This is a genomic window from Pantoea sp. BJ2 (assembly GCF_040255075.1).
Taxonomy (GTDB): Bacteria; Pseudomonadota; Gammaproteobacteria; order Enterobacterales; family Enterobacteriaceae; genus Pantoea; species Pantoea leporis.
On record NZ_CP158292.1, the window covers coordinates 1,910,590 to 1,924,436 of the forward strand.

General features: G+C 59.2%; 11 protein-coding genes. 4 read left to right on the plus strand and 7 right to left on the minus strand.

The annotated features are described in order from the left end of the window. Position 1: 1 nt before the first annotated feature. The 4 genes from AAF463_RS08840 to AAF463_RS08855 all read right to left on the minus strand — a co-directional run bounded on the left by AAF463_RS08840 (position 2) and on the right by AAF463_RS08855 (position 8,020). Positions 2 to 2,374 (minus strand): virulence factor SrfC family protein, encoded by a 2,373-nt coding sequence (locus tag AAF463_RS08840; protein ID WP_350261876.1) that lies wholly within the window; start codon positions 2,372 to 2,374, stop codon positions 2 to 4. Continuing rightward, positions 2,371 to 5,343, minus strand: a complete 2,973-nt coding sequence (locus AAF463_RS08845) for a virulence factor SrfB (protein WP_350261877.1) — start codon at positions 5,341 to 5,343, stop codon at positions 2,371 to 2,373. Before AAF463_RS08845 ends, AAF463_RS08840 begins: the two co-directional genes overlap by 4 nt. 2 nt (positions 5,344 to 5,345) lie before the next feature. Continuing rightward, positions 5,346 to 6,689 (minus strand): SrfA family protein, encoded by a 1,344-nt coding sequence (locus AAF463_RS08850; protein WP_350261878.1) that lies wholly within the window; start codon positions 6,687 to 6,689, stop codon positions 5,346 to 5,348. Positions 6,690 to 6,841: 152 nt separating this feature from the next. Continuing rightward, positions 6,842 to 8,020, minus strand: a complete 1,179-nt coding sequence (locus tag AAF463_RS08855) for a benzoate/H(+) symporter BenE family transporter (protein ID WP_350261879.1) — start codon at positions 8,018 to 8,020, stop codon at positions 6,842 to 6,844. Between the two features lie 96 nt (positions 8,021 to 8,116). On the opposite strand from AAF463_RS08855, the gene AAF463_RS08860 reads away from it, so the two are divergent. From AAF463_RS08860 to AAF463_RS08870, 3 genes are all read left to right on the plus strand, one after another. Beyond that, positions 8,117 to 8,662, plus strand: coding sequence for a helix-turn-helix domain-containing protein (locus tag AAF463_RS08860; RefSeq protein WP_350261880.1), 546 nt, complete (start codon positions 8,117 to 8,119; stop codon positions 8,660 to 8,662). 120 nt (positions 8,663 to 8,782) lie between these two features. After that, the gene (locus AAF463_RS08865) at positions 8,783 to 9,208 is read left to right on the plus strand and encodes a MarR family transcriptional regulator (RefSeq protein WP_350261881.1); all 426 of its coding nucleotides are present in this window, start codon (positions 8,783 to 8,785) and stop codon (positions 9,206 to 9,208) included. A gap of 17 nt (positions 9,209 to 9,225) precedes the next feature. Further along, positions 9,226 to 9,780, plus strand: a complete 555-nt coding sequence (locus AAF463_RS08870; protein WP_350261882.1) for an isochorismatase family protein — start codon at positions 9,226 to 9,228, stop codon at positions 9,778 to 9,780. 61 nt (positions 9,781 to 9,841) lie between these two features. On the opposite strand, the gene AAF463_RS08875 is transcribed toward AAF463_RS08870, so the two are convergent. From AAF463_RS08875 to pqqU, 3 genes are all read right to left on the minus strand, one after another. Further along, entirely contained in the window at positions 9,842 to 10,267 is a 426-nt protein-coding gene (locus AAF463_RS08875) for a type II toxin-antitoxin system VapC family toxin (RefSeq protein WP_350261883.1), read from the minus strand. Further along, positions 10,267 to 10,518 (minus strand): type II toxin-antitoxin system prevent-host-death family antitoxin, encoded by a 252-nt coding sequence (locus AAF463_RS08880; protein WP_101764487.1) that lies wholly within the window; start codon positions 10,516 to 10,518, stop codon positions 10,267 to 10,269. The genes AAF463_RS08875 and AAF463_RS08880 overlap by 1 nt, the downstream gene beginning before the upstream one ends. 133 nt (positions 10,519 to 10,651) lie before the next feature. Then, a complete protein-coding gene (pqqU, locus tag AAF463_RS08885) occupies positions 10,652 to 12,763 on the minus strand; it encodes a TonB-dependent receptor PqqU (RefSeq protein WP_350261884.1) in 2,112 nt (703 codons plus the stop codon). Between the two features lie 216 nt (positions 12,764 to 12,979). Here pqqU and AAF463_RS08890 point away from each other — a divergent pair, with 216 nt between their 5' ends. Next, entirely contained in the window at positions 12,980 to 13,846 is an 867-nt protein-coding gene (locus AAF463_RS08890; protein WP_350261885.1) for an NAD(P)-dependent oxidoreductase, read from the plus strand. Position 13,847: the final 1 nt, after the last annotated feature.

The following is a 13,847-nucleotide window of genomic DNA, read 5'->3' on the forward strand; positions in this document are numbered from 1 at the left end:
ACTACACGTGCAGCGGTAACAGCAAAATCGCCAGCATCTGGCGGGCATTCGCGGGCAAATCGCCGCCGCCGGTGTAGCCATTGTTCTCAACGATCACCGAATTTAACCCCACCAGCCAGTCATAAATGTAGTAAGCGGTATGATTGGCGGGAGCGGCAGACAAGCGCGTCAAACGCTGTCCCGGCGAGAAGCTGACGCTCGGTGCAGGCGGACGGGCGAAAATGGTCTGACCGCGATTGACGCGGCTTTCAGGGCGCTCGCTCTCCGGGCGCTGTAAAAAGCCCAGCCACGCCACAAAATCCCCCAGCACCGTCATGGCGCGTGAAACCTGACGATCGGTACGCGCTTCATGGGCGCTGGCCTGCGCATCCGGCTCGTTAAGCGCGCTTTGCAGTTTGCTCAGCACCTTGAGACGGAAGCTAGCGGTTATTAACTCTTCCACCAGCATCTCCAGCGTCGGCTTATCGACGTTGAGCAGCGCCAGCAGGCTGCGGCTCTCCGGCAACTGACGCAAGTGCTCCAGCCACAGCGCAAACACCTGCTGCGGGAACTGCTGATCGCGTTGCCCGCCCGAACTGCGCGGCTCAGCGGCAGCTACCGGCTCATCTTTAAACAGATCGAACTCGAAGCCGATGCCGAAATAGCTCTGCTCAGCGGCCGCCGTTTTGGCGCTGTGTTGAATGTGATGGCTGCTGCTCTGGCTCAGCCACAGCTGACGCACCGCTTCACGCGACGGCTGCAAACGCTCCAATAGTTCGCCGTGCAAACCGGTGCGATGTTGCAAGCATTTCAGCAGCGTATCGGAAATCGCCTGCTTGCGAGCTGCCTGTTCTGGCGTGGCGCTGGATTCGGTCCACGGCTGCAAACGTTCCACCAGCTTGTGCTGTAGCGCGCTGAGCTGCAACGCTAAACGCTCACGGCGCGCTTCCGGCTGCATCTCATCCTGCAACCAGCTGCCCATGCGATCGACGCCCGCGCGATCCAGCGCCAGCATCGACCCCCAACTCTGTCCCGGCTGACCAATCTGGCGTTGCACCGCTTCATCAACGTTAATCTGCTGCTGCTGATAGCGCGCATCATGTGGCGTGATCGCCCAAATCAGACGCGGCTTCTCACCGCTGGCGGCGATGGTTTGGTGTATGTGCCACTCGCGCAGCGCGCTGGCGGCGACATCGGTGTCGTGACGCTGGCTGGCAGCGGTACAGATCAGCATCAGATCAATGCCCTGACGCGCGGCGTACAGGCCCGGCAGCAGTGCGCGTTTCTGTTCCAGCAGCGTGGCGCGCAGCGGATCGCGTTTGCGCAGCTGGGCCAGTTCATCCTGTTGCGCGCGATCGGCTGGCGTGCCCGGTGCAGGTAGCTCCAGCATATCTGCATCATCGTACAGCGCCTGACGCGGCGTGGAGCTGAGCGGCAAGGTGATCTCCAGCGTCAGCAGCGACAGCAATCCAAGCGGTACATGCTGCGCTTTCCCCACGCGATTGGCGACGATCGGACACACTTCGATCATCTCCTGCCAGTCGGCATCATTGCCAATCAGTTTTTCTGCTGGCAGCGCGGCATCGTCCACCAGCACGCTGAGCGGCGCTAACACGCGCGGCGCATGGCGCAGCTGGTGGCGCAAATGCATCAGGCTGCGCAGGCTTTCGTTCAGGGCGTTCTGTCCCGGCCACAGCAGGGCAAACAGCTGCACGCGGTCGTCCACGTTGAGCCACGGCGCCAGCACTACCGCCTGCGGCCAGAAGTGACGATCGAGAATCTCGGCATGACGATGGTGACGACGGCTCCACGCCCATAGCGTGATCAGCGCATCGCTGTCGAGGCCAGGCTGCGCTTCATCCTGACGGTGGCGCTGCAAACGCTGCAATGCGGCATCGATCTGCGCCGTGTCCGGCTGAAGCTCGGTGTTGGCACAGGCCAGCATTAAACGAATCAGTTCCACTTCGCTCAGCAGCGTCATCTCCAGCGGCCAGGCGTTGGATTGCGTTTCACGCTGGTGGCTGAAGCGGGTGGCGATGGCGAAATCGAGATTGCCGGGATTGATGTTCTGAAAATAATTCAGGGTTTTATCGCCAAGACGCGCGATCAACTGGCCTTGCGCATCGCCGACCATCTCACTCAGCAGCCAGGCTTTGCCCGCCTGCGACTGGCCAAACAGCGCCAGCGTCACCGGACGCGCCAGCTGGCGCGCCAATGCATGGCTCTCCACGCGCGCACGGCGCAGCTGCAGCGTCAGCGTTTCAGCTTCCATCGCCAGACGCGGCGCGTGCGCCTGATGGGTTTCCACCCAGTTCAGCGCGCCATCCAGCGTTTCCTGCATCAGGCTAAGACGTTTCGCGGGCGTAACCGGCGAGGCTTTTTTGGCAGTTCTCATCGTTTGCAGACGCTCCCGCTGTCGATCCAATATTGCGCATTCGCGTTGCCGGTGGCAGAAAGCGTGTTCAGTTTCAGACTCAGTTGCTCCAGCGGCACACGCGTGCCGTCATCCATGCGCGCATCGCTCAGCACCAAACGCTCCGGGCCGAGATTATCCGGGCCGGGCTGCACCGCCAGCTTAATGCGCAGTACGCTTTCGCCGGCAACCTGACGCGCCAGCGTCGGGTCAACAATGCTCAGGCTATACAGCGGCGAGGCCGGCCAGCGATCGTTCTCCAGCTGGCGGAAGCCGAGGCAAACGTTGCCGCGAATGCGGAAGCTGCTTTTGCGATCCAGCGCGAAACTGTTGCTGTCGAGATCGATCTCGCTATAGCACAGATTATCGTCGCTCAGCGCCGAGGTCTCATCCAGCACGCCGAGATAGCGAATGGTGGAGTAAGGTTCGAAATCACCGGCACGGAACCAGAAGCTGCTGAGGCGCAGATCGAGCGCCAGCAGGCACAGCATCGCGCCGACTGCGGCGGTGGATTTCGGGTTATCAATGCGGCCTTGCTTGTTGAACGGATACCAGTCGCTGGTGTGATAGCCTTCCAGCGACAAAATACGGCTGCCCGGCAGCGGTTGCAGGTGGCGCACCAGCGCCTGAATGCCAGGAAAGCGTGACGGACGACCGGTGAGCAGCAGCACATCGCACTGATACAGTGACACCACTTCACACATCGCGCGCAGCGCCGGAATTATCGCCATACGGTGTTGCAGGAACTCGCCGTGCAACTGCGCCATGCTGACCACCAGCGGCACTTCGAGCAGATCGAATCGGCTGTCGCCGCCGAGCGTGCGCTGAATTTCGCCGTTCACAAACGCCAGCACGCTGCTGGCCGGTTTTTGCGGCACCAGCTCGCCGAACAGCGCGTTGATCTCGCTATGGCTGTCGAGCGGATCCCAATTTTCATACTGCTCCAGCACCGCCTGCGCCAGCGGAATAAACAGCTGCAACGTCACTTGCTGACGCAGCGTGGCTTGTCCGTCCATGCGGCTGTCGTGACCAAACAGCTTGTTCATCAGCGGTTCGGCCAACTGCAAACCGGCTTTCTGCAAGCTCTGCTGCAACGCTGGCAGAATCCACAGCTGAATCACGTCCAGCAGAATATCGTCACCGGCGACTTTGAAGCCTTCGCGGAACAGCAAGCGCGGGGTGATTTTGACGTTGTTGCCCTGGCCGTCATCAAGACGATATTGGGTAATGGCTAAATCGGTGGTGCCGCCGCCGATATCAATCGAGGCGATGCGCAGGCTTTTACCCGGCAGCTCGTCAACTTCACGCGGACGATCCGGGCGCGCCATGCTGCTGAAGAAATCTTCTGCGCGGCCGGCAAAGTTGACCTGGGTTTCGTTGAATAGCCACACCATTTGACCACAGGTGGCTTCGTCCCACTCCATCTGCACATCCGGTACCGGACGCAGACTGTTTGCCTGGCTGGCGGCGGTAAATTCCTCTTCGGCCGGATGCCAGCCCTCGGCTTTCCATACCAGCGCGATGGCTTCCTGCATGCGGCGACGGAAAATCTCACGCTCCGGCTTCGGCATCGCTGACGGTAGCGTCAGGATCACATGACGCAGCTGGCGCGGCGCCTGGCTTTGCGGCATGCGCTGGCGCTGCGCCACGCTGTTCATCTGCATCATCGCCTGCGCCAGCAGTTCGCACAGCATAAAGGTCATCAGCGAACTGCGGCTGTAGCTGGCGGAGAACACCGGCAGACGGTCGTCTTCCGCCAGTGCGTGCAGCGGCTGGCCTTCGTCGTTAATCAGTAAGGTGAACGGCAGCGCGGTGGCTTGCGGCTCATCGCTGCTGCCGTTGGCGTTGAAGCGCCAGCCTGGCTGATAGCGCGCTTCATCCCATAAATAGCGGCGCGGACTGGACAAACCGGTGCTGCCTTCGGTGCCGGCACGCAGCAACGCCAGACGGCTGGCTTCCCGGCCTACGCGCGTCAGCGACGGCCACATAAAAGCGTTTTCCCGGCCGCTCTCCAGCGAGAAGTTGGCCTTGCCGAAACGGGTTTCAGCAAACTCCAGACGGCTGTCGAACAGCTCGTTGTAAACCTGATGCGGCTCGGAGAGATCGCGCAGCTGCAGCTCGTAGGTTTGACGCAGGCCGCTGCTCTCTTCGGCGTGATCTTCCACCAGAATGCCGCAGGTATGCGAGTTGCCGACGTCGAGAATGATATCGACGTTGACCGCCGGGGTTTGCAGCGAAGTTGCCTGAATATAGATTTCCGCCAGATCGAGCTGCTCGCCCAGCAGTTCCAGCAAGTTAAGATAGTGCGCCTGATATTCGAATTCACGCAGCGCCTGGTTCAGCTCCTGCTCGCGACGTGATTCCAGCGCATGCACCTGCTGGCTAAAGGTTTCACGCAGCCAGCCATCAACCCATGTATGGTCGAGGAATTCACCCAGCTCGTAGTTGTGCCAGGCGAGGGCGAAACTGACGCCGTTCTGCGCATCGGCTTTGCTTAAACCGTGCTGCTCGCCGCCATCCTGCTCAGACACAATGCGCGTATCAAAGGCGAGGGTGATGCGATGGGTGTTGCCTGCCGCGTCGGGTTGCGCCAGCGGCGCCAGATGCAGACGTGCCCAGTTGTCCGGGCCGCCGATAAAACGACGTCCGCTGCTGCAGCGCAGCACCGGCAGCGGCAGCCATTGATGGGCCAGCAGCTTCAGAGAATCGGCTAACGCGATATCCGTTTCCGGACGCACCACTTCCGCCGCGCCGCCATCTTCCGGATAGAGCAGGAACTTGCCGCTGTTACCGTCGACGTTGAGACGCAGCAGCGGGCCGTTGGCGGTTTGCCGCACGAACTGGCGGCGAGCCTGCAACGCAGGTAAACGCAAACCAAAATCAAGAAACTGCACACCGCTATCTTCAATCAGCGTGATTTTCTGTTTGTCATCGATGAGGGGAGCCAACATGTTTACTTACTCTCACGCTTAATCGTCAACGGGAAGACCTGATCTGCACCGTATTGCGCAGTACAGCTAGCGATGCCATCACCGGCTTTACACACCAGTTCCGGCATGCGGTAACGCGATTTATCGCTGCAGGTCGCAGTATAGCGGCTGCGCACTTCCATGCTGCCGGCACTGGTCATCGCGGCGGTGACATCGGCTTTACAACGGATGTTGTCGCCCTGGGTAATGGTGGCGGTGCCTTTGCCGTTGCGGATTTGATAGCGCAGGCTTGGCGGTTTGCCGGTCGGCAGATTGGTTTGACGCAACGTAACGCGCCAGGTGCCGTTAATAAATTTCACCGATCCAACGCGCGCATCTTCGGTGGTCATCACCAAATCATCGACTTTGGCCGGTTCGGTGTGTTCAGCGACCACCTCAGGCGGCGCGACAGATGTGGCAACCGGCGCGGCGGCAACGACGGTGGCGGCGGTTTGTGGCAGCGTGGCGGCGAGTTTTTCCGCTTTAACCATCACGGCAGGCGGCTTACTCACCGGCACCGGCACATCCGCAACGCTAATCGCAGCCGGTTGCGGCGCGCTGTGCAGCCAGTAGGCGACGCCTGCAGCCACCAGCGCCGCAACCGGCAACAGCAGCATCAGCGGACGCACGGCAAAGGCGCGACGTGGCGGCGCGACAGGTTCGGGGAGCGGTTCAGGCGCGGCCTCAGCAATGACTTCAACCGCCGGTTCTTCGGCTTCAGGTTCCGGCTCAATCACCGGTTGAGCAGCAGCAGGCGGCACCTCGATCAGCGGCGCAATTACCGGCGCAACCACCAGCGGAGCAGGTGCTGGCAGTTCAGGCAGCAGCGGCGGCAGCGCATCTTCCAGCGAATCGCGCAGGCAGGCCAGCGCGTCATCACGCGAACGCGCCTGCGGATCAACAAAGCCCCAGAAGGTGATCACCGGTTTGCCATCCACCAGATAAACGTACTGCTGATCCGGGAACTGCAACGTTTTGCTCAGCAACGCACCAAACAAGCGCATCGCCGGATTCTCCGCGTCGCGCGCGCGCAGGCTCAGCGCCTGCAGATCCTGCTGGTTTAGCGTCAGCAGTTCCAGCGCCTGACGGCGCTCGTGATCGCTGGCACCCAGCCAGGATTTTACTTTGCCAGTAAACGGGGCGTACCAATCGAGGCGGTCACCGCGCTCGTTGACCTGCGGGATCGCGAGGCAATTGGCCAGCGTGGTTTGGCGGCGCAGGCGCAGGGTTTCACGGATTTGCAGCGCGGACGTCCAGACCGGCTGGCCGTTTTCACCCAGTGCCAGTACCGTGTCCAGATTGCCGCTGCGCAGAAAAGTTTTTGCCACTCGTTGGGCCCTTATCGATGGTTGTCTGAGGCAGAACAGTGTGTGTTTTTGGCGATGATAGTGATCTTAAGCCAAATGCAGCGAAATCAAACGGCTGATAAAGGGGGAAAAACAGGGCGTTTTTCCCGCGTGCGGAGAAGATTGCTGAAATTTTAAGCGCGGCTGCGCGGGGAAAGGATCACATAGGTCAGCATGCCGCCGAGCAAACCCCAAAAGGCGGAGCCGATGCCGAGCAGCGAAACACCGCTGGCGGTGATCAGAAACGCCACGATGGCGCTGTCGCGCTGATCCGGTTCGGCTAAGGCGCGCTGCAAACTGCCGGACAGCGTAGCCAGCAGCGCGAGACCCGCCAGCGTGGCAATCAACACCGGCGGCAAGGCGCTCAGCATGATGGCGATCAATCCGCCGGTAAATCCGGTCAGCAGATAGAACACGCCCGCCAATGCCGATGCCATCCAGCGGCGCGCCGGATTCGGATCGACATCGTCGCCCATACAGATAGCAGCGGTAATCGCAGCGATACACACCGAAAACCCGCCAAATGGCGACAGCACTAAAGCGATAAAGCCGGTCCAGCCGGTGAGCGCAGATACCGGCGGCTGATAGCCGTGCGCCTGCAAGGTGGCGATGCCGGGCGCATTTTGCGACGCCATGGTGACGAGAAAATAGGGCAAACCCACGCCAATCAGCGCCGTCAGATTAAACTGCGGCATGATGAATTCCGGCCGACTGATCGCCAGCGCATGCGGCGGAAAGTGGATCGATTGCTGGCCGAGCGCCACCAGCACGCCCGCGAGCAACGCCAGAATGATGGCGTAGCGCGGCAGCCAGCGGCGGCTCAACAACCACACCAGACACATGCTGCCGCACAGCGCGAAATTGCTCTGCAAACCGCTAAAGGTGCCGATGCCAAATTTCAGCAGAATCCCGGCCAACATCGCGGCCGCCAGCGATTGCGGAATGTGATTCATCAGGCGGGCGAACAGACCGGTGACGCCGCATAACACAATTAACAGGTTGGTGGCGACAAACACGCCCACAACTTCATTCAGCATCAAACCCTGCACGCTGGTGGCGAGCAGCGCCGCGCCAGGCGTCGACCAGGCCGCGAGGATCGGCATGCGTGTCCATAGCGATAAGCCGAGCGAGGCCAACCCCATACCTACGCCGAGCATCGACAGCCAGCCGCCAATCTGCGCCGGCGAAGCGCCCGCCGCCTGCGCCGCCTGGAAGATCAGCGCTGCCGTGCTGCTGTAGCCCACCAGCACGGCGATTAAACCCGAAATCAGCATCGGAAAAGAGAAGGCACTGCGTGTGGTGGCGGTGGTCATCAGGTCACATCCGATTGTGCGTTATAACGCACATTGTGGCATGGAGCGTTATAGCGCACAAGTGCTACACTGCGCGCGAGCTTTTCGGGAGAACACATGGAAAATTTGCATCAACATTTGAGTCTGGCGCTGAAACAGCTGCGTCAGGCCAACGGCTGGAGCCTGACGCTGGCAGCGGATCGCACCGGCGTGAGCAAAGCGATGCTCGGCCAGATCGAGCGCGGCGAATCGAGCCCCACGGTGGCGACGCTGTGGAAAATTGCCACCGGCTTTAACGTGCCGTTTTCCTTCTTTGTGCAGGGCAGCGATCAACCGCCGGGCAGCGTGGCGACCTTCAGCCAGCCCAACGCGCAGATGCAGGTCAAGCCGCTGTTGCCGTACGATGCCAGACTGCATTTTGATCTGCTGGAAGTGACACTGGCGGGTGGTGCGCAGAGCGATTCATCGGCGCATGAAAACGGGGTGATTGAGCAGGTTGTGGTGCTGGAAGGCGAATTGTTGCTGGGCGTGGAAGGCACATGGCGCCGCTTGCTTTCGGGCGAAGCCAGCCAGTTCGCCGCCGATACGCCGCACAGCTACCGCAATCCCCTCAGCACGCCGCTGCGTTTCCACAGTTTGATTCATTATCTGCAGCGCGCCTAGGATCGCCATGCATGGCGGCCACCTAACAATTTGGCACAATTACAAATTGATACGAAGGTAAACTACACAGTTTGCCTTCGTATTTATATACTCGCGGCTCATCAGTAAGGAGAAGGTGCCATGAGCGACCTCATCAGCGCGGCGGCGTTACTGCGCAGCATCAATGGCAAACTGGCGCGTCGCCTGCGTGAATCGGCGCCGCCGGGCGATCTCACCTGGCCGCAGGTGTCGGTACTTGGCTATCTGGTGCGCGATGGCGCGATGACGGTAACAGAATTGGCTACGCTGGAAGGGGTGCGCACGCAGTCGATGGGTGCCACCGTGGCGAGCCTGCAGACGCTGGGTATGGTGCAGGGTGCAGCCGATCCGCTGGATGGCCGCAAAACCCGCTATCAACCCACCGATGCCTGCCTGAAACTGATTGCTGCCAACCGCGCACAACGCGATGACTGGCTGCTCAACAGCATCGCAACGCAACTGAACCCGCAGGAACAGCACACGCTGCTGGCCGCGCTTCCCTTACTGCAACGACTTGCCGACCAATAATCCAGAGAGGACTCAACATGGCTTTAACTACCCTTGACGACAACACCGCGCTGATTGTGATTGACCTGCAAAACGGCATTGTTGCGCTGCCGGTCGCACCGTTAGAGGCGCATGAAGTGATTGAGCGCTCAGCGCGTCTGGCCGATGCATTCCGTGGGAAAAAGCGCCCGGTGGTGCTGGTCAACGTTGCGGGCGGCGCGCCTGGCCGTAATGAGCAGCCGAAACACGCTGGCGATTTGCCCGCCGATTGGGCGACGTTGGTGCCGGACCTGGCGCAGCAGCGCGGCGACATCATCGTTACCAAAAAAACCTGGGGCGCTTTCCATAACACGGATCTGCACGAGCAGCTGCAGCAGCGTGGCATCACACAAGTGGTGATTTGCGGCATCGCCACCAGCATCGGCGTGGAATCCACGGCGCGTCAGGCCTATGAGCTGGGTTACAACGTCACGTTGGCAACCGACGCCATGACTTGCCTGAATGCCGAAACGCATAAAAACAGCGTCGAGCGTATCTTCCCGCGGCTGGGCGAAACCGGCACCACCGATGATGTGCTGGCGTTGTTGAAGTAAGGATCATCGTAGGGTGCGCATTCATGCGCACCTGGCTTGCAGGACGCCATGAATGGCGAGCCTACCGTTCCTGCCATGGATTCAGCAACATCACGCCAGTGGTATCAAAATCCCGTACGTTACGCGTGACCAGAATCAGCTCGTGATGAATCGCTGTCGCCGCGATCAGCGCGTCTGTATGTGGGCGTTCATCAGGAATATGCAGCTGAGCGCAAAGACGGGCCGCGCTGCTATCAATTGAAAGTGTGCGCCAGGCAAATTCTGTCAGAACCTGCTCTTGATACCAGCGCTGTAAATGATGGGCTTGCTGAGGGTCTTTACGGGCGAACTTAAGGATACCTTTTTCAATTTCCATCAGCGTCAATGCTGAAATAAACATCTCTTCAGCATCAATGCTTTTAGCCCAGGCAATCACCTGAGGATTGGCTTTAGGCGTCCCTGCCTTACGTAATTCTGAAATAACATTGGTATCCAGCAAATAGCGCATTAGAACTCCACATCCCTGTTGATTATGGTCGCACGTTCTGGCTCAAAATCGATATCTACGCCGTCCGGCATGGCGAGTGAATCTACGATGCTTCGGTTTGAACCCGTGAGTTTTTTATACGCTTCAAATGTCAGTAAAACATGTGCAGGATTGCCACGGTCAGTAATATAAACCGGGCCTTCCTCGGCGGCTTTCTTGGCCCGGGATACCTCCTGATTAAAAGCTCGACTGCTGATTCTCGTCACTGTCATCACGACCTCCATGATATGTAGAGATGTTGCTACATAACTATAAAGCAATATGCCGTGCTGGACAATATTCAACCAATAAAAAGCCCCGCAAGCGGCTTGCAGAGCTTAGATATCATCTATCCAACGCGTTTATTTACTGAAACGCATAACTCACCGTCAGGCCCACGCTGTAATTGCGACCCGGCGCCGGTTCGTAATAGCGACCGTTGCTTTCATTCACGATAACTGAACCGATGTAGTTGCGGTCAAACAGGTTATCGACGCGGCCAAACAGATCCAGCGTCCAGTTCTGCACCAGCCACTTATAACCGCTGTTCACGCCGACCACGGTATAAGACGGCGCTTTTACGTCATTCTCATCATCCGCCGCGATATCGCTCAGGTAGCGCACATCGGTTCCGGCATACCAGCCTTGATCGGGCGCGTAAGCCAGTCCGGCGTAAGCCATGTTACGGGCAATGCCGGGAATGCGGTTGCCGTCGCAGCTTTCGGTGCCGCAGGCGTTAGAGCGGTAGCGGGCATCCAGCAAGGTCCATGCGGCTTTGAAGCGCCAGCTCTCGCCGAATTGCTGGTCGAGGCCCAGCTCCAATCCACGACGGCGGGTTTCACCGGCGTTTTTGTAGCTGGTGCGGCCTTCAAAGCTGCTGTCAGAAACGATCTCGTTTTTGGTGTCAGTCTGGAAAATCGCCGCCGTTAACAGTCCGTTGCCGATGCGTTTTTTACTGCCCAGTTCGACCGTTTCGCTGGTGGCAGGTTGCAGGTTGAGATTCAGCCCGGCCTGATCGGCGGCGCGATAGGACAACTCATTCAGCGTCGGCGTTTCGAAGCCGCGACCAGCAGAAACGTAGGCGTTCCAGCTGTTATCAATGGCGTAATTCAGCGCAGCGGCAGGCAACCAGCGGTGATAGCGACGATTGCCGCTGTCATCGGGATCGCTGTCGGTGACGTAATAGTCATTGGAGTCGAAACTCACCGTGCTGAAACGCACGCCAGCATCCAGTGACAGTTTATCGGTTAGCTGCCACGCGGTTTGCAGATAGGGATCGAGGTTCCACATCAGGTTGCGTTCATTACGACGCATCTCGCCCTGTACGCCCAACTCGTCGCCGTTAAAGTTTTGATAACCTTTACGCTTCTCAGTCATGGTTTCATAGTCGAGCCCGCCAGTGAAGGTTACCGGAATGGTGAACAGCGCGTCGCGGTGCGTCCAGCGGGTATCAATGCCCTGATAATGACGCGACAAAGCGATCACGCCGCCGGGATAACCTGCGCGCAGCTGGGTGGCTTTAGGAATGGATTGATACTGCGTGGTTTCACGTTCACCCGCGTACATCATCACGCTCAGGTCGTCGTTTTCACTCATCTGGCGCTGATAGTGCAGGCCCGCTTGCGTCTGATCGACGGTTTTACGCGCGTCGTACAAGCTCACGTTGCTGGCGACCTGGCGTGGATTATTTTTCCACTGCTCAGCGGTCAAACCTCCCGGGTCCTGCGCTTCAACGTGCACGCTGTTGAACAGCAGCGTCAGGGTGCTGACATCGTCGATGCGCACGCCGAGTTTGGCGTTGCCGAGGTTTTTCTGCGCCGAGCTGTGATCGCGGAAGCCGTGCGTGGTAAAACGCGAGGCGGAAACCGTGTAGTTGACGTCGCCGGCTTGCGTACCGTCGCCGGTTGCACCGCTGGCTTTAACGCTGTTGCGCCAGCTGCCGTAACTGCCGTACCAGCTGCTGGCTTCCAGCGTGGTGGGTTGCTGTCCGGTTTCGGTTTCAACGTTAATCACGCCGCCCGACGAGTTGCCGTACAGCGCCGAGAAGGGGCCGCGCAGCACGTCGATGTGATCGATGGAGCCGATATCGATGTTGGAAGTTTGTCCCTGGCCATCGGGCATGGTGGCGGGGATCCCGTCGACGTACATACGAATGCCGCGCAGGCCAAAGGTGGAACGCGAACCAAAACCGCGCACCGAAATCTGCAGGTCCTGCGCATAGTTCTGGCGGTTTTGAATTTGCAAACCGGGCACGCTGCTGAGGTTTTCTGACAAATTGACGCGCGGTGCCGCGTGGCGCATATCGTCGCCGGACACCACACTAACTGCCGCTGGCGTATCCAGTTCAGACAGTCCAGATGCGGACGGCGCCGCGCTCACCACCATGGTGTTGCTGGCCGCGTTTGCCGCCAGCGCCGAGACCGGTAACATCGCAGGCAGCATCAGCAGAGAAGCCTGTCGCAGTAAAGCTATTTTCATTATGAAAGACCGTAAAAAGGGCGTGGAATGTACCGAATGGAACATTAATGGCGCGTATGTTAATCGTTTTATCATTTGTTTGAAAAGCGTAAATAGTATGACGGATTATTCATCATTGCGGCGTTGAAAATGTTTTTTCATCGCATCTCTGGCCTGGCTGCGTCAGGGAAATTCTGTCAGTCTGGCGGTTTTGTCTTAAGGCACAAAAGAGAGGGAATGATGAGTCAACAACCTGTGGTCGCGGTATTGGGATTGGGCGCGATGGGGCATGCGTTTGCCGCTAACCTGTTGAAAAAAGGCTTCACGGTGCGCGGCTGGAACCGCACGCGTGCCAAAGGCGAAGATCTGCTGGATGCAGGCATCACGCTGGCCGACAGCGCCGCGCAAGCGGTTGAAGACGCGGATGTGGTGATCGCCATGCTGGCCGACGGCGATACCACGCGTCAGGCACTGAACGACGCCAGCACCGCGCTCAAGCAGGGCGCGACAATTTGCCAGATGGGCACCATCGGCGTGGCCGCCACCGATCAACTGATTGCGGAATTCAAAAGCACGCGTTCGGACGTGGTGTTTATCGATGCACCGGTTTCTGGCACCAAAGCGCCAGCAGAGAATGCGCAAATCCTGGTGATGGCCAGCGGCGATCAGAGCAACGCGCAGGCCGCCGAGCAGGTGTTCGCCGCGATCGGTAAAGGCACGCAATGGCTGGGCGAGGCGGGCGCCAGTTCGCGCATGAAGCTGGTGGTGAATAGCTGGCTGATTGGTCTGATGCAGAGCCTGGCGGAAAGTACGCGTCTGGCGGAAGAGTTTGGTTTCAGCACCGACGATCTGTGGAAAGTGCTGGATGGCGGTCCGCTGGCGGCACCGTACGCCAAAATGAAACTTGGCATGATTGCCAGCGGTGATTTCACGCCGCAGATGCATCTGGTGTGGGCGCTGAAAGACGCCAAACTGGCGCTGGATGCGGCGGGCGATAGCAAATTGCCGGCGCTGGAAAACATTGTGGATGTCTGGCAGCAAGCGGTAGATGCCGGTTACGGCGAGCAGGATCTGGCGGCGGTTTATCAATATCTGAAACGCTAAC

Bases quoted from the DNA above. Each gene is read 5' to 3' on its own strand.
- AAF463_RS08840 (WP_350261876.1), bottom strand. From the start codon at position 2,374: ATGAGAACTGCCAAAAAAGCCTCGCCGGTTACGCCCGCGAAACGTCTT.
- AAF463_RS08870 (WP_350261882.1), top strand. From the start codon at position 9,226: ATGGCTTTAACTACCCTTGACGACAACACCGCGCTGATTGTGATTGAC.
- pqqU (WP_350261884.1), bottom strand. From the start codon at position 12,763: ATGAAAATAGCTTTACTGCGACAGGCTTCTCTGCTGATGCTGCCTGCG.
- AAF463_RS08845 (WP_350261877.1), bottom strand. From the start codon at position 5,343: ATGTTGGCTCCCCTCATCGATGACAAACAGAAAATCACGCTGATTGAA.
- AAF463_RS08890 (WP_350261885.1), top strand. From the start codon at position 12,980: ATGATGAGTCAACAACCTGTGGTCGCGGTATTGGGATTGGGCGCGATG.
- AAF463_RS08860 (WP_350261880.1), top strand. From the start codon at position 8,117: ATGGAAAATTTGCATCAACATTTGAGTCTGGCGCTGAAACAGCTGCGT.
- AAF463_RS08880 (WP_101764487.1), bottom strand. From the start codon at position 10,518: ATGACAGTGACGAGAATCAGCAGTCGAGCTTTTAATCAGGAGGTATCC.
- AAF463_RS08865 (WP_350261881.1), top strand. From the start codon at position 8,783: ATGAGCGACCTCATCAGCGCGGCGGCGTTACTGCGCAGCATCAATGGC.
- AAF463_RS08875 (WP_350261883.1), bottom strand. From the start codon at position 10,267: ATGCGCTATTTGCTGGATACCAATGTTATTTCAGAATTACGTAAGGCA.
- AAF463_RS08855 (WP_350261879.1), bottom strand. From the start codon at position 8,020: ATGACCACCGCCACCACACGCAGTGCCTTCTCTTTTCCGATGCTGATT.